Source organism: Alteromonas sp. OM2203 (genome assembly GCF_048517045.1).
Lineage (GTDB): Bacteria > Pseudomonadota > Gammaproteobacteria > Enterobacterales > Alteromonadaceae > Alteromonas > Alteromonas gracilis.
Genome location: NZ_CP183209.1, coordinates 2921555 through 2939596, shown reverse-complemented (window position 1 = coordinate 2939596; position 18042 = coordinate 2921555). Strand labels below are relative to the sequence as shown.

At 44.9% G+C, this 18042-nt stretch carries 11 protein-coding genes, 2 tRNA genes and 3 rRNA genes; 13 read left to right on the top strand and 3 right to left on the bottom strand.

The window, feature by feature from the left end; genetic code table 11:
- Window positions 1-41: 41 nt before the first annotated feature.
- Window positions 42-1007, bottom strand: a complete 966-nt coding sequence (xdp1, locus tag ACM0P2_RS13060; protein ID WP_159120245.1) for an exosortase-dependent surface protein XDP1 — start codon at window positions 1005-1007, stop codon at window positions 42-44.
- Window positions 1008-1169: 162 nt separating this feature from the next.
- Window positions 1170-2108, bottom strand: coding sequence for an exosortase-dependent surface protein XDP1 (gene xdp1, locus ACM0P2_RS13055; RefSeq protein WP_419226680.1), 939 nt, complete (start codon window positions 2106-2108; stop codon window positions 1170-1172).
- A 381-nt stretch (window positions 2109-2489) separates the two neighbouring features.
- Here xdp1 (ACM0P2_RS13055) and pssA point away from each other — a divergent pair, with 381 nt between their 5' ends.
- The 6 genes from pssA to rrf all read left to right on the top strand — a co-directional run bounded on the left by pssA (window position 2490) and on the right by rrf (window position 9182).
- Window positions 2490-3293 carry a CDP-diacylglycerol--serine O-phosphatidyltransferase gene (gene pssA / locus ACM0P2_RS13050; protein WP_419226679.1) on the top strand — a complete coding sequence of 268 codons (804 nt, stop codon included), beginning with the start codon at window positions 2490-2492 and terminating at the stop codon, window positions 3291-3293.
- A 466-nt stretch (window positions 3294-3759) separates the two neighbouring features.
- Window positions 3760-5292: ribosomal RNA gene (locus tag ACM0P2_RS13045) — 16S ribosomal RNA — on the top strand.
- 79 nt (window positions 5293-5371) lie between these two features.
- Window positions 5372-5447 (top strand) — tRNA-Ala (locus ACM0P2_RS13040).
- A gap of 46 nt (window positions 5448-5493) precedes the next feature.
- Window positions 5494-5570, top strand: a tRNA-Ile gene (locus ACM0P2_RS13035).
- 386 nt (window positions 5571-5956) lie between these two features.
- Window positions 5957-8837 (top strand): 23S ribosomal RNA (locus ACM0P2_RS13030).
- A 229-nt stretch (window positions 8838-9066) separates the two neighbouring features.
- A 5S ribosomal RNA gene (gene rrf, locus ACM0P2_RS13025) occupies window positions 9067-9182 on the top strand.
- Together the 16S, 23S and 5S rRNA genes with 2 tRNA genes alongside form the textbook arrangement of a ribosomal RNA operon.
- An 88-nt stretch (window positions 9183-9270) precedes the next feature.
- On the opposite strand, the gene ACM0P2_RS13020 is transcribed toward rrf, so the two are convergent.
- The gene (locus ACM0P2_RS13020; RefSeq protein ID WP_419226678.1) at window positions 9271-10515 is read right to left on the bottom strand and encodes an IS4 family transposase; all 1245 of its coding nucleotides are present in this window, start codon (window positions 10513-10515) and stop codon (window positions 9271-9273) included.
- Window positions 10516-10787: 272 nt separating this feature from the next.
- On the opposite strand from ACM0P2_RS13020, the gene ACM0P2_RS13015 reads away from it, so the two are divergent.
- The 7 genes from ACM0P2_RS13015 (at window position 10788) to dnaX (ending at window position 18016) form a co-directional block, all read left to right on the top strand.
- Window positions 10788-11525, top strand: a complete 738-nt coding sequence (locus ACM0P2_RS13015; RefSeq protein ID WP_236547038.1) for a transporter substrate-binding domain-containing protein — start codon at window positions 10788-10790, stop codon at window positions 11523-11525.
- Window positions 11526-11736: 211 nt separating this feature from the next.
- Entirely contained in the window at window positions 11737-12171 is a 435-nt protein-coding gene (locus tag ACM0P2_RS13010) for a hypothetical protein (protein WP_419226677.1), read from the top strand.
- A 155-nt stretch (window positions 12172-12326) separates the two neighbouring features.
- Window positions 12327-13178, top strand: coding sequence for a DUF692 domain-containing protein (locus ACM0P2_RS13005; protein WP_159117474.1), 852 nt, complete (start codon window positions 12327-12329; stop codon window positions 13176-13178).
- The gene (locus ACM0P2_RS13000; RefSeq protein ID WP_159117475.1) at window positions 13175-13939 is read left to right on the top strand and encodes a DNA-binding domain-containing protein; all 765 of its coding nucleotides are present in this window, start codon (window positions 13175-13177) and stop codon (window positions 13937-13939) included. Before ACM0P2_RS13005 ends, ACM0P2_RS13000 begins: the two co-directional genes overlap by 4 nt.
- Window positions 13940-14170: 231 nt before the next feature.
- The gene (locus ACM0P2_RS12995) at window positions 14171-14293 is read left to right on the top strand and encodes a hypothetical protein (protein WP_256253717.1); all 123 of its coding nucleotides are present in this window, start codon (window positions 14171-14173) and stop codon (window positions 14291-14293) included.
- Between the two features lie 22 nt (window positions 14294-14315).
- Entirely contained in the window at window positions 14316-14852 is a 537-nt protein-coding gene (apt, locus tag ACM0P2_RS12990; protein ID WP_105929287.1) for an adenine phosphoribosyltransferase, read from the top strand.
- 41 nt (window positions 14853-14893) lie between these two features.
- Window positions 14894-18016: a DNA polymerase III subunit gamma/tau gene (gene dnaX, locus ACM0P2_RS12985; protein WP_419226676.1), complete on the top strand. Its 3123-nt coding sequence runs from the start codon at window positions 14894-14896 to the stop codon at window positions 18014-18016.
- Window positions 18017-18042 lie beyond the last annotated feature (26 nt).

The following is an 18042-nucleotide window of genomic DNA, read 5'->3' as shown; positions in this document are numbered from 1 at the left end:
CACCTTTTAAAGATACGTGCTTTTTACGCGTTTTTAAACAATTATACGCGACGCTTACGTCTGTAAAGCACAAGCCCCAAACCTAGACTCATCAGTGCTAGAGCACCTGGCTCGCTGACTTCAGTTGGAGGTAGAGTCGTTTCATTTTCTAACCCAACGGTAAGTGAAGAAAGTTTAAAACCTACGTTATTGATAGAACCGCTCGCGCTCTGGTCGAATACGGTATTGTAGGCGCCAACAAGCCAATACTTAGCGGCGGTTAGATTCTTTGTGAATGAAGATTCGTAATAGTTCTCTGAATTTTTTGTTTCGCTAATGTCAAAATGGCCAAGTGCGCCAGTAATTACAGTGTCACTTACATCTGACCACGTAAAGTCACTAGTGCCGGTAAACAAAGCGTTAGCGCTATTATAATCGAGACCTGCAACAGTGACATCGTTCTCTTCGCCGCCATCATGGTAATTTGCAGAAAAAGTTCCGCCAGTTAAGACCACTTCTTGGTCAAACGAAAGTAGGATCATGTCAAAGTCTCTTGAACCATGATCATTGAAGTTGTCAACAGAATGGCTGTCTCCCCAAGGCACATAATTTCCATTACTATTATTATACCAAACTTGATCTTGGTTCGTCATACCGTAACCGTATGCTCGTGTGCCAGATATACAATTTCCATAGCTATTGATGCTGCAGTTTGTGTAATCGACCAGAGTCGCTTCTTTCACAGACTCATCTTCTGTACCTTCATCCCATGTATTGGTGTTGAAGTCATAGGTCAGTGCCTTACTTCCTGTGTCACTCCATGCAGAAACAGAAACTTTTACGTTAATGCCGTCAATCATAATACCTTGAGAAGCATCGGTACCCGAAAAGATATTGGTAGTACGGGTACTTCCAACACCGTCAACAAGCGTGTAAATTGCTTCATCTAATGCTCTGTCGCTAGCATAAATGCTTGTACTAAACGGAAGGAATAAAAGAGGAATACTTAAAAATTGCTTCAATTTCATTTTTGGACCACAACGACTATGAAAATATTTCCATGTCTAATGCATTTAATGTGCCACTTTCTAGGTGTATAATTTTATTGTTCTTTTTTGTGGGTTTGATTGGTTTGAGTAAAAAAAACTGACAGGTTGGACCACCTGTCATTGATCTAAAGTCTAATTTTCTTAAATGGATTTTTTACGGCGCCACATGACGAATAGAGAGCAAGTCATTAGTAGGCCGATAGTTCCAGGCTCAGACACTTCGGTTGTATCTGGTGTACCTGTTTTTTCTGTGACAGAGAAACCAATATTGGCAAGTTTGAACGCGTCGTTACCTATTCTTCCGTCGGTTTCACCAAATACAGTGTTGTACGCTCCCACCAACCAATATTGGGCCGACTCAGTGAACGTAAAGTCTGCGCGGTGATCTAAATATTCACAACTTTCGATGTCAAACGATGCTGATGTTAGGGCATCTGCAACTATATCACTCCACGTGTTAACGCCAGAAGTTAATTTCGCCGTATTGCCAAGCGCTGCTACAGAGACTTGACTGTCGTTACTGTTGTATAGCCAAGAAAAGCTAGCGCCGGTAAGCGTTACCGCAGAATCGAACGATAGCAACACAAAATCATAATCCCGTTCTACGTTTGTGAATCTGTAGTAGTCCGAGTTATCGCTACCGCTGGAAAAGTAGTTTAGATTATCAATGGCATGGTCTGCACTGCCACGGTAATTTGATTCATCATTATTAGTAACACCATAAGCCCATTTATCAGATATTTTCTCTAGCTTCGCGCCGACTACGGTTTCTCCAGTAATTCCCTGCGTATCAGAAAAGGCAGACATGTCTATATTTAGTCCGTCTATTTGAACAATGGCATTATCTGTTGGAGAGTTCTGAGTTACTTTGTTATCTACCAAGTCATAATTGTATTCACCTAACGGTGAATTGCATACTTTGCTTTGTTCTGATGTTTGACTTGACGAACCGCAATGTGAATAACTCTGCTTGGTATAATAGTAGGTGGCATATGCTGAATTAGCACTTAACGTGGATAGCAAAGCCGTGGAGACTAGTAATACAGACTTCAAAGAAAAGTGTTTTGGAAGTAATAGCATAATTGCTTTCCTATAAAAGAAGCGCTTTTCGCTTCTAGTACATACTAAGATAGCGTTGCACCTTTCTATTGGCGCACACTCAGTAGGTACCTAATTTCAACATGGACTTGTATGATATATGAACGGTGACCTATTTAAGGTATGTTGCCGTATACCTAGTTATTAGTCTTAGTTGATGGGATACGTCAGTCGACGAAGGTTTCTAGGGGTAGCTGCAAGCAATGTCGGCGGAAAATATTGACGGTTCTTTGTTGAACACGTTGCTAGATTGAAGCTGCGTAAGAATGAGTGGGAAAAGACACTGGATTCTTACTATGCTATGCGTTCACGCATATCTATGAAATAATTAACGCAATTGTATATGTAGAAGTACGAGGACATATGTCTGAACAAAAACGTAAAGGGATATACTTACTTCCCAACTTGTTGACAACAGCCGGATTGTTTTCTGGTTTCTTTGCTGTTGTTTCGTCAATGAACGGCCGGTTCGAAGCCGCGGCAGTGGCTATCTTTGTTGCTATGATTTTTGATGGCTTAGATGGTCGCGTGGCAAGAATGACAAACACACAAAGTGACTTCGGTGCTGAGTTTGACTCTATGGCCGATATGGTTTCTTTCGGTGTAGCGCCTGCACTTGTTGCTTACAACTGGGGGTTGACCGAGTTGGGCAAACTAGGTTGGTTAGCAGCCTTTATATATGTAGCTGGTGCAGCGCTTCGCTTGGCTCGTTTTAATACGCAGGTGGGTGTTGCTGACAAGCGCTTCTTCCAAGGGCTTGCAAGTCCTGCAGCAGCAGCTGTTGTTTCTGGCCTTGTATGGGTTGGTGTAGAATACGACGCTGTGGGTACTGATTACGGTTTTATTGTCGCTGCAGTAACTGGCTTAGCTGGGCTATTGATGGTTAGTAACTTTAAGTACAATTCTTTTAAAGAGGTAAACTGGCACGGCAAGGTTCCATTTGTTGGGCTGCTTTTAGTACTACTTATATTTGTTGTTGTGGCAACAGAGCCAGCATTAGTATTGTTCTTAGTGTTTGCTTTGTATGCACTAGCTGGGCCTATCAATACTTTTCGTACCGTTGATAAGGTAACCTTAGATGATGTAGTCGGCGATCACGAAGAAGACGCAGACTTTAATACTGACAAAAAGAAGCAGAGCGAAGGTGAAGACGTTTCTAAACAATAACTGACCAATTATGTGCCTCTAATAAGAGGGTAAATCTTCTCTTATAGTTACAGAGCAAAACATATTCCCGTTATTTTGCCCGTTAAATGAGCTAGTAGTATAAAAAGCGACCGAAAGGTCGCTTTTTTTATATTTATTTCAAAAAACAGTTGACGTGAGCGCTCATTTCCCTAAAATGCGCATCCGCTTCGGGGGAAAAGCAAAACAGTAACCCTCCTGAAGTAAGTCTCTACTACCTTTATAGGCCAGTAAAGACGGGAGTTTAGAAGAAACGCTTCAGAAAATAAATTTTCAAAAAGTGTTGACAACGAAAACTTCCAGCGTATAATGCGCACCTCACTCGAACAGGGTGAGTCACTAAGAAGCAACGGCTTCTAGTGAATGTTCTTTAACAATTTAGACAAGACAATCTGTGTGGGCACTCGTTAAGAGTGTCACATAACGACGATTCATATTTCGATATATTTAATTGAAGAGTTTGATCATGGCTCAGATTGAACGCTGGCGGCAGGCCTAACACATGCAAGTCGAACGGTAACATTTCTAGCTTGCTAGAAGATGACGAGTGGCGGACGGGTGAGTAATGCTTGGGAACTTGCCTTTGCGAGGGGGATAACAGTTGGAAACGACTGCTAATACCGCATAATATCTTCGGATCAAACGGGGCTTAGGCTCCGGCGCAAAGAGAGGCCCAAGTGAGATTAGCTAGTTGGTAGGGTAACGGCTTACCAAGGCAACGATCTCTAGCTGTTCTGAGAGGAAGATCAGCCACACTGGGACTGAGACACGGCCCAGACTCCTACGGGAGGCAGCAGTGGGGAATATTGCACAATGGGGGAAACCCTGATGCAGCCATGCCGCGTGTGTGAAGAAGGCCTTCGGGTTGTAAAGCACTTTCAGTTGTGAGGAAAAGTTAGTAGTTAATACCTGCTAGCCGTGACGTTAACAACAGAAGAAGCACCGGCTAACTCCGTGCCAGCAGCCGCGGTAATACGGAGGGTGCGAGCGTTAATCGGAATTACTGGGCGTAAAGCGCACGCAGGCGGTTTGTTAAGCTAGATGTGAAAGCCCCGGGCTCAACCTGGGATGGTCATTTAGAACTGGCAGACTAGAGTCTTGGAGAGGGGAGTGGAATTCCAGGTGTAGCGGTGAAATGCGTAGATATCTGGAGGAACATCAGTGGCGAAGGCGACTCCCTGGCCAAAGACTGACGCTCATGTGCGAAAGTGTGGGTAGCGAACAGGATTAGATACCCTGGTAGTCCACACCGTAAACGCTGTCTACTAGCTGTGTGTGCCTTTAAGGCGTGCGTAGCGAAGCTAACGCGATAAGTAGACCGCCTGGGGAGTACGGCCGCAAGGTTAAAACTCAAATGAATTGACGGGGGCCCGCACAAGCGGTGGAGCATGTGGTTTAATTCGATGCAACGCGAAGAACCTTACCTACACTTGACATGCTGAGAAGTTACTAGAGATAGTTTCGTGCCTTCGGGAACTCAGACACAGGTGCTGCATGGCTGTCGTCAGCTCGTGTCGTGAGATGTTGGGTTAAGTCCCGCAACGAGCGCAACCCTTGTCCTTAGTTGCCAGCATTAAGTTGGGCACTCTAAGGAGACTGCCGGTGACAAACCGGAGGAAGGTGGGGACGACGTCAAGTCATCATGGCCCTTACGTGTAGGGCTACACACGTGCTACAATGGCATTTACAGAGGGAAGCGAGACAGTGATGTGGAGCGGACCCCTTAAAGAATGTCGTAGTCCGGATTGGAGTCTGCAACTCGACTCCATGAAGTCGGAATCGCTAGTAATCGCAGGTCAGAATACTGCGGTGAATACGTTCCCGGGCCTTGTACACACCGCCCGTCACACCATGGGAGTGGGATGCAAAAGAAGTAGTTAGTCTAACCTTCGGGAGGACGATTACCACTTTGTGTTTCATGACTGGGGTGAAGTCGTAACAAGGTAACCCTAGGGGAACCTGGGGTTGGATCACCTCCTTACCATTACGTCGAAAGACGCACTTGATGCAGTGCCTACACAGATAGTCTTGTTTAAAAATGAAGAACGACACAAGTTTATGGGGCTATAGCTCAGCTGGGAGAGCGCCTGATTTGCATTCAGGAGGTCAGCAGTTCGATCCTGCTTAGCTCCACCATCTACTTGAATCTGAGCTTGAACAACGTTTAAGTGCAGTATACTGAAGGCTTGTAGCTCAGCTGGTTAGAGCGCACCCCTGATAAGGGTGAGGTCGGCAGTTCAAGTCTGCCCAAGCCTACCATTCCTTACTTTAAGAAAGGAAGGTAACAAAGGTAGAAACGTGTCACGTTGGACCCGAAATCCTAATGAATATTTACTGTTTCAGTAAGCATTGATTAGGGTTTTTTACTCTGAAGATGAAAGTACTGCTTTTGCAGGAAACATCGAATGTTCTTTAACAATTTGGAAAGCTGATATTAATAGTAATCAATCAAAATTGAGTAACTGAGAAGTCGAAAGACGTACTTTTTACTCTACTTGACTGAATTGCTTGTTATCTAAGAGCGCTGAAAAGCGTGCTAATCGGCAAGCCGATTAGCAAGAAGATAGCAAGGCAATTCTTCCGATTAGCTTGTCATTCATGCGACATAACTTAGACAGAAGTCAAAAGGCTGTTTGGGGTTGTATGGTTAAGTGACGAAGCGTATACGGTGGATGCCTTGGCAGTTAGAGGCGATGAAGGACGTGTAAGTCTGCGAAAAGCTGTGGTGAGCCGACAAAATGCATTTGAGCCACAGATGTCCGAATGGGGAAACCCACCTGTTTACAGGTATCGTTACGTGAATACATAGCGTAACGAGGCGAACGAGGGGAACTGAAACATCTAAGTACCCTTAGGAAAAGAAATCAATTGAGATTCCCCTAGTAGCGGCGAGCGAACGGGGAACAGCCCTTAAGCTGTATTGAATGTAGTGGAATCCTTTGGGAAGAGGAGCGATACAAGGTGATAGCCCTGTACACGACGCAATCTTTACAGTGAAATCGAGTAGGTCGGGACACGTGTTATCTTGACTGAATATGGGGGGACCATCCTCCAAGGCTAAATACTCCTAACTGACCGATAGTGAACCAGTACCGTGAGGGAAAGGCGAAAAGAACCCCTGTGAGGGGAGTGAAATAGAACCTGAAACCGTATACGTACAAGCAGTGGGAGCACCTTCGTGGTGTGACTGCGTACCTTTTGTATAATGGGTCAGCGACTTATATTTAGTAGCGAGGTTAAGTGAATAACGGAGCCGTAGCGAAAGCGAGTGTTAACTGCGCGTTTAGTTGCTAGGTATAGACCCGAAACCCGGTGATCTAGCCATGGGCAGGTTGAAGGTTGAGTAACATCAACTGGAGGACCGAACCCACTAACGTTGAAAAGTTAGGGGATGACCTGTGGCTGGGGGTGAAAGGCCAATCAAACCGGGAGATAGCTGGTTCTCCCCGAAATCTATTTAGGTAGAGCCTCGGACGAATTCCATTGGGGGTAGAGCACTGTTAAGGCTAGGGGGTCATCCCGACTTACCAACCCTTTGCAAACTCCGAATACCAATGAGAACTATCCGGGAGACACACGGCGGGTGCTAACGTCCGTCGTGGAGAGGGAAACAACCCAGACCGCCAGCTAAGGTCCCAAAATATTGCTAAGTGGGAAACGATGTGGGAAGGCACAGACAGCTAGGAGGTTGGCTTAGAAGCAGCCACCCTTTAAAGAAAGCGTAATAGCTCACTAGTCGAGTCGGCCTGCGCGGAAGATGTAACGGGGCTAAGCAATATACCGAAGCTGCGGCAGCACAGTTTACTGTGCTGGGTAGGGGAGCGTTGTGTAAGTGGATGAAGGTGAGTTGTAAAGCTTGCTGGACATATCACAAGTGCGAATGCTGACATGAGTAACGATAATGGGAGTGAAAAACTCCCACGCCGGAAGACCAAGGTTTCCTGTCCCATGCTAATCAGGGCAGGGTAAGTCGGCCCCTAAGGCGAGGCAGAAATGCGTAGTCGATGGGAAACGGATTAATATTTCCGTACTTATATAATCAGTGATGGAGGGACGGAGAAGGCTAGGCAAGCTTGGCGTTGGTTGTCCAAGTGAAAGCGAGTAGGCCGAAAACTTAGGTAAATCCGGGTTTTTAAAGCTGAGACGCGAGACGAGCTCCCAAGGGAGTGAAGTTGTTGATGCCCTGCTTCCAGGAAAAGCTTCTAAACTTATGATTATATGAACCGTACCCCAAACCGACACAGGTGGTCAGGTAGAGAATACTAAGGCGCTTGAGAGAACTCGGGTGAAGGAACTCGGCAAAATTGTACCGTAACTTCGGGAGAAGGTACGCCCCTGTTTGTGAACACTTCGCGTGGTAAGCAAATGGGGGCCGCAGTGACCAGGTGGCTGGGACTGTTTATTAAAAACACAGCACTCTGCAAACTCGTAAGAGGACGTATAGGGTGTGACACCTGCCCGGTGCCGGAAGGTTAATTGATGGGGTTAGTTTTCGGACGAAGCTCTTGATCGAAGCCCCGGTAAACGGCGGCCGTAACTATAACGGTCCTAAGGTAGCGAAATTCCTTGTCGGGTAAGTTCCGACCTGCACGAATGGTGTAACCATGGCCACGCTGTCTCCACCCGAGACTCAGTGAAATTGAAATCGCAGTGAAGATGCTGTGTACCCGCACCTAGACGGAAAGACCCCGTGAACCTTTACTACAGCTTGGCACTGAACATTGAACCTACATGTGTAGGATAGGTGGGAGGCTTTGAAGCACAGTCGCTAGATTGTGTGGAGCCGTCCTTGAAATACCACCCTTGTATGTTTGATGTTCTAACATTGGCCCCTTATCGGGGTTGTGGACAGTGTCTGGTGGGTAGTTTGACTGGGGCGGTCTCCTCCCAAATAGTAACGGAGGAGCACGAAGGTTAGCTAATCACGGTCGGACATCGTGAGGTTAGTGCAATGGCATAAGCTAGCTTAACTGCGAGACAGACACGTCGAGCAGGTACGAAAGTAGGTCATAGTGATCCGGTGGTTCTGTATGGAAGGGCCATCGCTCAACGGATAAAAGGTACTCCGGGGATAACAGGCTGATACCGCCCAAGAGTTCATATCGACGGCGGTGTTTGGCACCTCGATGTCGGCTCATCACATCCTGGGGCTGAAGTCGGTCCCAAGGGTATGGCTGTTCGCCATTTAAAGTGGTACGCGAGCTGGGTTTAGAACGTCGTGAGACAGTTCGGTCCCTATCTGGTGTGGGCGTTGGATGATTGATGGGAGCTGCTCCTAGTACGAGAGGACCGGAGTGGACGAACCGCTGGTGTTCGGGTTGTCATGCCAATGGCATTGCCCGGTAGCTACGTTCGGAACGGATAACCGCTGAAAGCATCTAAGCGGGAAGCCGGCCCAAAGATGAGTCATCCCTGACCTTTAAGGTCTGGAAGGGTTGTTATAGACGATGACGTTGATAGGCAGGGTGTGGAAGCGTTGTAAGGCGTTAAGCTAACCTGTACTAATTGCCCGAGAGGCTTAACCATACAACGCCCAAGAAGCTTTGGACTTCTGAGTGTTGTAGACAAGCTAAGCTCTGATAAAGAGCAGCAAGTAAGAGTAAAAAGCAGTTACTCACTGATTGAATTAATATTATCTTTCCCAAATTGTTAGTTATTAAGCAACGATGATTAAATAGGCTCTAAAGAGTACTGTTAGTCCTCCTTGCGCAGAAGTCATGATAAAAAGCATCATGATTCTGCACTAAAAGTTTTTCCTGGCAGCCATAGCGATACGGTACCACCTGACTCCATTCCGAACTCAGAAGTGAAACGTATTAGCGCCGATGGTAGTGTGGGGTCTCCCCATGTGAGAGTAGGACACTGCCAGGTCCCATTAAAAGAAACCCGCCTAACGGCGGGTTTTTTGCGTTTGGAAGAAACAAAAAATGGGGTCAGAGTCTGAGGGATCCCCACGAATTTAATTCCATGTGCCTGCGGCCCAGGCCCGGTCGACTATGGAGCTGTACCATTTGAGTGCAGCTTTCCACTGTCGCATAGTGAATCGTATTCGGCAAGCAACAGCTCTCAGGCCGAGATAGTGGAATGACAGCACGCTTCTGGTGTCGGTATTTGCTTGGAAGCGCCGATGTTTATTCGAAGAGACGACCACCATACCCAGTAGTATTGCCACCAGTGACGCTAACGTAGTCAGCAATACCAGTATTGTTAGACGCTGCTTTTTCACGCTTTTATTCTGTTCATAGCCAAGCCCGAACTTCGTGCTTTTCATGTCTCTGAAGCCCTCTTCAATCTGCATACGTTGGCGATAAATAGCAACGACCTGTTTTGATAAGCTTCGGTGAGACGCCAGTGATGTCGCTAATAGCCACGGGTCTTTTGCGCCTTGTGCATGCACTTTTGAGCGCTTTGAGGCTTTGCGTGTACCATCTGGATTTGAAGCATGACGTCCTTTAGATTTCTGTTTAAACAGAACTAGCGTGCAGGTAAAGGGGTTGCTCCTTACTATTTGGCTGTTATCAAAGCGCTTCGGTCGATTGGTCGCTTGGGCATAAAGGTGACGAATACACTGCCACGTATTTCCTCTATCAAGCGAGTAAAAGTGTGGCTTACGAATACGCCCGACAATATCCCAGCCTAACGCTGATACTTCCCTGAACCAGGGGGATTTATATCCTGCGTCGGTGACGATAATGGGCCGACAGTTGGAAGGTAATATGGCGTGCAACGTTTTTAAGAATGCCTTGTGCGTGGCTGGCTTCTCTTTGGTCTTGTTGCAGTGTACTTCTTGGTAAAGTGTGATGGGCCTTCCTTTCAGAGATATTGCCGCGCGTAAAAGAAAATGCGCTTTGCGGTCGTCTAAATCTGACCAGTCGATTGAGATAACAGGCCGTGATGTGCTGCCACAAAATAGTTGGCAAATAGATGCATAGATAAACGGTGTTTCACTTAATAAATGCGGGTTTGAAAGCAAGCGGTCGGCACGTTTAATCCGATGCTTCTCAAAAGCTTTATTGCTAATTCCTCGACCGATACTTGTAACAGTGGCAGCGCTCCCATGAAGAAGGCTTTTCACGCACGCCGTTACTGCATCCCGACGCGCTTTATGCATTTTATAGCTGACAAGCGATACAACATTGTTCACAATAGATAGGGCATTCATGGCAGTTTGGTCTCGGTGATGTTTGGCGATTGATCTGATCACCAAACGTCATGAATGTTCCTATCTTTTTTATCTTATTGATATCGCATTATTATTTGTGGGGATACCTCAGGGTCAGAGTACATTAATTCCCCGGTCATGCTCCAATGTCACATCCCAGCACTTAGTAGATCCATTGAGTAAGTGTAAACTAATTCATACTTATTATTTTGAAATGTAATTTGATCAAAAAACTTTATTCCACTAGATTCGGAAGGCGTGAGTAAATTTGTTTAATAAGATGTTTACCACATCTACAAAGAGGAGAGCTGCATTTGAGATTCTTTGTTATTGTAATCTTAACGCTACTCTATACACCATTGTATGCCCAGCCATCAGAACTGCCTAGAGAGAAGAAAAAGGTGGTTCTTGGCGTTGTTGAGTTTCCTCCTCTTGTTATAAAAAATATCGATAGCCCTGGCTGCCACGGCGATGCAGTCACTATTTCAAGAACTATTCTAGAGTTGGTTGGATACAAAGTAGAAGTTGAGTGTCCACCACCTGCTCGATTATTTGAGAGAATAAGGAAAGGGCAGGTTGATATTACGATGAACGTTAAAGGAACGAAAGCCTTAGAAAATACAGTAACTTTTATCGAAAAGCCATTCAGCTACTTATCTATTGTATTAATGACTAATTCAAAGGTCGAAAACAACAAGACTGTTGCGGCTATCAGAGGTTACGACTACGTAGGCCTTAGGCAAGAACTCGAAAATAAAGGCTATACATTTTTTGATATGGCCAACAGCTCTGATGCTATTCAGCTTTTTCAGTTTGGACGAACGTCTCATTTAGCGACATACGAAGCACCTTATCTCTATCATATAAAACGTAACTCAAACAATGTTGATGACCTTATTGTCTCTATGAGAAAAGATATCCCGACTTTTCTAGCAATTTCCAACGCCAGTGCAAAAAAAGAGGAACTTGAAAGTAAGCTTTCAGAGTTATTGGCGCTGTCTGATAGTCAAACAGTTATAGAGCAAATGCAGACACAAAATAATGAGAATTAATGAATTGTAATTACTCTATTCAACGTTCTGTAGTCGTATTCGCTTCTATTAGCGTTAAATTATTATTTTATAAAGATTATAAAATTCATATACTTACTATTTAGGTTTAAAAAAATTAATTTTTTTGAAATATCCTTTGACCGCGCAGGGTCTTTTAAATTACACGTACATACTGTGCGTCAAATATGTCTATTTTATTGAGGATACAACAATGAAACAAATCAAAAAATCATCAGTAGCAACAGCTTTAGGAGCGGTTGTAATTGGCTCTTTGGCGTCAACAGTAGCGGTTGCAGACGTAAATCCATTTGGTATGCAAGCGCTAGAGTCTGGCTACAGCCAGTTTGCAGCTGAAGGTAAGTGTGGCGAAGGCAAATGCGGCGGCGATAAGAAAGCTGAAAAAGAAGGCAAGTGTGGCGAAGGCAAATGCGGCGGCGATAAAAAAGCTGAAAAAGAAGGCAAGTGTGGCGAAGGCAAATGCGGCGGCGATAAAAAGGCTGAAAAAGAAGGCAAGTGTGGCGAAGGCAAATGCGGCGGCGATAAAAAGGCTGAAAAAGAAGGTAAGTGCGGCGAAGGTAAGTGCGGCGGCGATAAAAAGGCTGAAAAAGAAGGTAAGTGCGGCGAAGGTAAGTGCGGGAGCATGTAACACGCACGAATAAGATGGTGTAGCGTTCCCTAGTGAATTATTAGGAGAAATGTACGCAGTCAATATTTATCGAGAGATGGCCGTCTGCAGATGGCCATTTTTGTTTAAAAATATACGTCTTGAATGAAATGCCATGTGGTTAAAAGAGGGAATATATGAAGAATATTAAAGGCGCCGGTCTAGGTTTTCGTCGTGAAATGCTGAAAGATCTGCTACCTGTGTTACCTTCTGAAGTTGATTTTTGGGAAGTCGCACCAGAAAACTGGATCCCACTTGGTGGAAAGTACGAAGCGCAATTTCAGCAGGCTTCTAAACAAGCACTTTTTACCACTCACGGCTTGTCTCTCTCTATTGGAAGTAGCGATAAATTGGATGTCGAGTTTGTTAAAACCGTAAAACGATTTTTGGATGTAAACGACATCTCGCTATATAGCGAACATCTAAGTTTCTGTTCTGGTAATGGTCACATGTACGACCTTATGCCAATTCCTTTTACCGAGGGCGCAATAAATCATGTAGTTTCGCGTATAACCCAAGTGCAAGATATTATTGAAAGGCCATTGGTTCTAGAGAATGTATCTTATTACATTGCGCCCGGACAGGAGATGGACGAGCTAGAATTTACGTCGCGTATCCTGAAGGAATCGGGCTGCCTTATGCTTCTCGACGTAAATAATGTTTACGTGAACAGTATCAATCACAAATATGACGCTGAGGCCTTTATCAACAGCTTGCCGTCAGACAAGATTGTTTACGGGCATATTGCTGGTCATTATGATGAAGCTGCTGACTTAAAAATAGATACTCACGGGGCTGATGTCATTGAACCGGTTTGGAATCTTCTTGAGTACGCCTATCGCACACATGGAATTTTTCCGACTCTTCTTGAACGGGATTTTAATATTCCGCCGTTAAATGAACTGCTTGCAGAAGTGCAGAAGATTAAACAGATTCAAGCTCGATGTGAAAAGACACATCGGTTAGATGCTGAAGGAAGCGTGGCGTGACACAATCATTTAAAACAACGCAAAATGCACTCGTAAACGCAATAAAAGATCCGCGAACATTCAGCGATACAAACGAAGATAGCGCTCGCCGTATAAAAGTCTATCAGTCATTATTTTTCAATAATATTGATAATTTTATAAGTACAGGATTTCCAGTATTGAAATCAGTAGTACTTACACAATTTGGTGAAAGTGCATGGAAGAGTATTGTCCGTCAGTTCTTTATTGAGCATGAATGTCGTTCACCCTATTTTGCAGAGATCAGTAAAGAGTTTGTAGAGTATCTTTCAACTGAGCCTGCCTTCGACATTTCACTACCTGCTTTTGCAGCTGAACTAGCGCATTATGAATGGCTTGAGCTCGATGTAAGTATAAGAAAAAATGAAGAAGGCCGAGAGTTTTTTACCGAAGGCCAAACCGTCAACGCTGTGCACGTGTCTCCCTATGCCTCTTTGGCGGCATACCAATATGAAGTGCATTTAATAGGTAAAGACTATATTCCAGTGCAGCCTGCGCAAGAGCAGCAATTCTACGTGGTGTACAGAGACCGTAATTTTGATGTGCAGTTTGTTCATGTAAATCCGGTCACTGCGATATTAGTGAATACAATAGAGCAAAGTGAGAATGGGTTGAGTACAGACCAACTTGCTCAGTCTTTAATTCACCAAATTCCTCAAATACCCGCTGATGTACTGATCAATGGTATGAATCAAACCCTTTCAGATATGCTAACGAAAGGAATTTTAGTTCCTCTTAGCTAAGTATTACTTTTATTGATGGGTTAGCTTGTTGCCAACGTAGACGGGTTAAAACCTTTCGTTAAGGCAAGCCGCCAATAACGTTTCAGTATTATTTCTTCTGCTTAAACTAAACTTTCGCTACGATCTGTATTGAAAGTGAGCGATCAGTCACATTAGCGCTGTCAATCACGCGTGCTTTCGATTAACATTTAGCACCATTTTTTTGTTCACAAAATTGTTTAGGTAGTGCAAATGGCTGACAATTCAGATTTCAAAGAAGTCTATAACAAGTGGTACTTTCTAGCATCGCTAGTAACTCTAATCGCGTTCCCGTTGATGCATATCATCGCCGGCTGGTTCACCTTCTGGTTATAACGCAGACATTCAAGGCATAATTGTGACTGCAGAATATATTAAATCAGTTGTGAAAACCGTACCTGACTATCCAAAGCCAGGTATATTATTTAGAGATGTGACCAGCGTTTTAGAAGATCACAAAGCTTTCAGTAGCTGTATCTCGTTACTTGTAGAAAAGTATCAGGGTATGGGATTTACCAAGATTGCAGGTACTGAGGCGCGTGGGTTCCTTTTTGGTGCGCCATTGGCCATCGAAATGGGCATTGGTTTTGTTCCAGTGAGAAAACCCAACAAACTTCCTCGTGAAGTTGTAAGTGAAAGCTACGAGCTTGAATACGGCATGGATACATTGGAAATCCATAAAGATGCCATTGAACCAGGCGATAAAGTACTTCTTATCGATGATTTACTTGCAACTGGCGGAACCATTGCCGCTTCGGCAAAGCTAATCCGTTCGCTGGGTGGTGAAATTAACCATGCAGGTTTCGTGATTAATTTGCCTGATTTAGGTGGTGAGAAAAAATTGAGTACGCTTGATATCGAAAGCTATTCTATTTGTGAGTTTGAAGGCGAATAATCGTCTTAAAGCGTAACTAGCAAAAGGCGAAATACGTAATAATGAGTTATCAGGTACTAGCAAGGAAGTGGCGACCAGGCAAGTTCAGTGAACTTGTAGGTCAAGAACATGTCGTCTCTGCCATTTCAAATGCTTTGGATAACGATCGCCTACACCACGCATACCTTTTTACAGGTACGCGAGGCGTAGGTAAAACCACCATTGCGCGTATTTTTTCTAAAAGCCTTAACTGCGAAGAGGGGCAAGGCGCTAACCCTTGCGGGGTATGTAATACCTGTAAAGAAATAGAGCAGGGCAATTACGTCGACTTACTAGAGATTGATGCTGCATCAAGAACGAAAGTCGAGGACACTCGTGAGCTTCTTGACAATGTTCAGTACAGACCCACTCGCGGCCGCTATAAAGTGTACCTTATCGATGAGGTACACATGCTCTCTAAGCACAGTTTCAATGCGCTGCTGAAAACGCTGGAAGAGCCACCACCTCATGTAAAGTTTTTGCTTGCGACGACAGATCCACAGAAGCTCCCTATAACGATTTTATCACGATGTTTGCAGTTCAATTTGAAGGCAATGTCGCGGGAACAAATTGTTGGGCAGCTACAGCATATACTTCAACAAGAGCAACTGCCGTTTGAGCAACCTGCCTTAGCGCTGCTTGCTCGTGCCGCGCAAGGAAGCATGCGCGACGCGCTTAGCCTGACTGACCAAGCTATTGCGCAAGGTGGAAATCAGGTTCTGGCATCTGTCGTAACTGACATGCTCGGGCTGATGGATAAAAATCAGCTGCTTAAGGTGGTTCATGCTGTCGTTAGTAAAAGTCCTGCAGATGTACTTCAGCTGGTCAATGATATTGCAGAACAGGCGCCTGATTATGATAACGTGCATGGTGAACTTGCCAGTTTGTTACATCAAATTGCGTTGACGCAATGGGTGCCCGAAGCATGTAAGCTGGAAACTACATCCGCGAAAGCAATATTCCAGTTAGCCAAAACTATTCCCGCTGAACAAGTACAATTACTCTATCAGATTGCATTGCAGGGAAGAAGAGATCTACCGTTCGCTGCTGACGGTAAAAGCGCCTTTGAGATGACGTTGATGCGCATGATGTCATTTGCGCCGAATGTACCAATTGCTGATACTTCTAGCGAAATTGAAAACGGGAGGAGCGAGCATAGTTTACCTGTAGATCATGCTTCTTCCAGTGGTGGCCCGGGAAACGTCGGTAAGCAGGAGGAAGCGCCAAATAGCGAAACTCCTGCAGCAATAGCGCAGGAGCATACGGCACCTGAAACAGCAACAAAAAGTGCACTCGAAGAGCAAACAGAACGTTTGCAATCGGACAGCAAATTCGACGACATAAAAGCTATAGGGCAAAAAGACGCTGAACTTCATAGTGATGGTGACGGTTCCTCTGTAACCGCTATTGAACATGCCCCTCATCAACCTGTTGTCTCTGAAAACACTGTTTCGCAAAGCACAATAGTCGATAGCAAAGAGCAAAGCTTCCCTGACGTTGTATCAAAACAACCAATCGCACATGAAGAGGGCGACAGTGCAACTAATTCTTACAGTGCTCCTGTTTTAAAACCAGAACCTGCCTTTGATGATATTAACGCACAAACGGAAAACAAAAGTACTCTAGATGAGCCGCCTCTAGATGCCTATATGGACGAGATGCCGCCGCAGTCGGAAGACGACGGTTTTTATGGCGCTAGCGATAGCTTTATTGACAATGAGTCCTTTGACAACCAGCCGGCTAGCATGGGTACTACTGGTGAATTTGAGTTGGGAGCGCAAAACACAGGTGGTGAGCTAAGGGATAATGAAACACAACCGTCTTTATCTGCCGAAGAGCAGCTTACGTCGACGGCTGATATGCTTGCCCTGCGTCAAAAACTTAAGCAAAAAAAGGCGCAGGACGCTGACGCTCAGAACAACAAGTCTGCTAGTGATAAGAGCGCGAGTGCAAGTGATATTCAAGCTCGTTTTGCAAGGAGCAAAGCCGAGGCATCAAGTAATCAGTTTTCAGATAGTGCTATAAGCAATCTCCCAAACGCTCACTCGTTGTCAGGCGCCACGGAAACGAATAATACCTCAACGCAATTGCACAGCCAAGAAAGTGAAAACAGCCCTGAGCATGAGAACAGTGTTGAGCGAGAAAACGGCCCTGAGCAAGATAGCAGCCCTGAGCAAGCGAACAACCCTACGCTATATAGCAGCCACGAGCCAGAGAAGTCCCCTGAGTCGAAAGGCAATCAAGAGCAAAGTTTCAACACTCAAGATGCGATTCACAATCGAGGACAGAATGAGAGCGGTGAGTCTCAAGCAAGCGTCATAATTGAAGAGCGCGATAACAATGAACACATTGAGCGCACCGGGGAGCGCACCGGACACACACATAGTGACCTATCACCACCTGTAGATGGTGAACGTCAAAGCGCTAATACTGAAACAGACGACTTTTCACTTGATGATTTCGAAGAAGACATGCCTTTTTCGAAAGATGAAGTCAGAGCACAACCGAACATTGAGCATCAGCTTCAAGACGCACCGCCGTGGGCAACTGATTTTGATAACGCACCGTCACAGCATTTCGAAAATTACAAAGATGCAGTAGCCTTGGTAGATAACAATACGAGCCCAAATATACCGCTTCCCGAGCAACGGGAAGACGCAGGGGATCGTTCTTTTGTGCGTGATGCACTGGATTTTGATACGCCCCTCAGTAGTACTTACAGTGGCAAATTAAATGCATTTTTAAACGATGGAAGTAAGTTGATTCACGCGAGTCAAATAGATGACTGGAGTAATCTTGTTGAGCAAATGCCAGTCGCTGGATTACTAAAGCAATTAGTCCTGCACGCATCATTTTCTCGAGATGGTAATCAAGTATCCCTTGAAATTGACCATAGTCAGACGCACTTACTTAATGACAGTACGAAAAAACAGTTAGTTGACGCAATACATCATGGACTAGGTGAAAACGTAGAGGTAAATATCACCTTAGGTGAACCATCATCGACGCCTTTTGCGTTACAACAAGAGATTCATGCCATGCGCCACGCGCATGCGCATACGGTTATTAAAACCGATGAAACAATTCAAGCATTGCTATCGACTTTCGATGCGTCAGTGCTAACCGATTCGGTTAAAGCGCGATAGCAGAATTATTAACACCAAAACGAAGC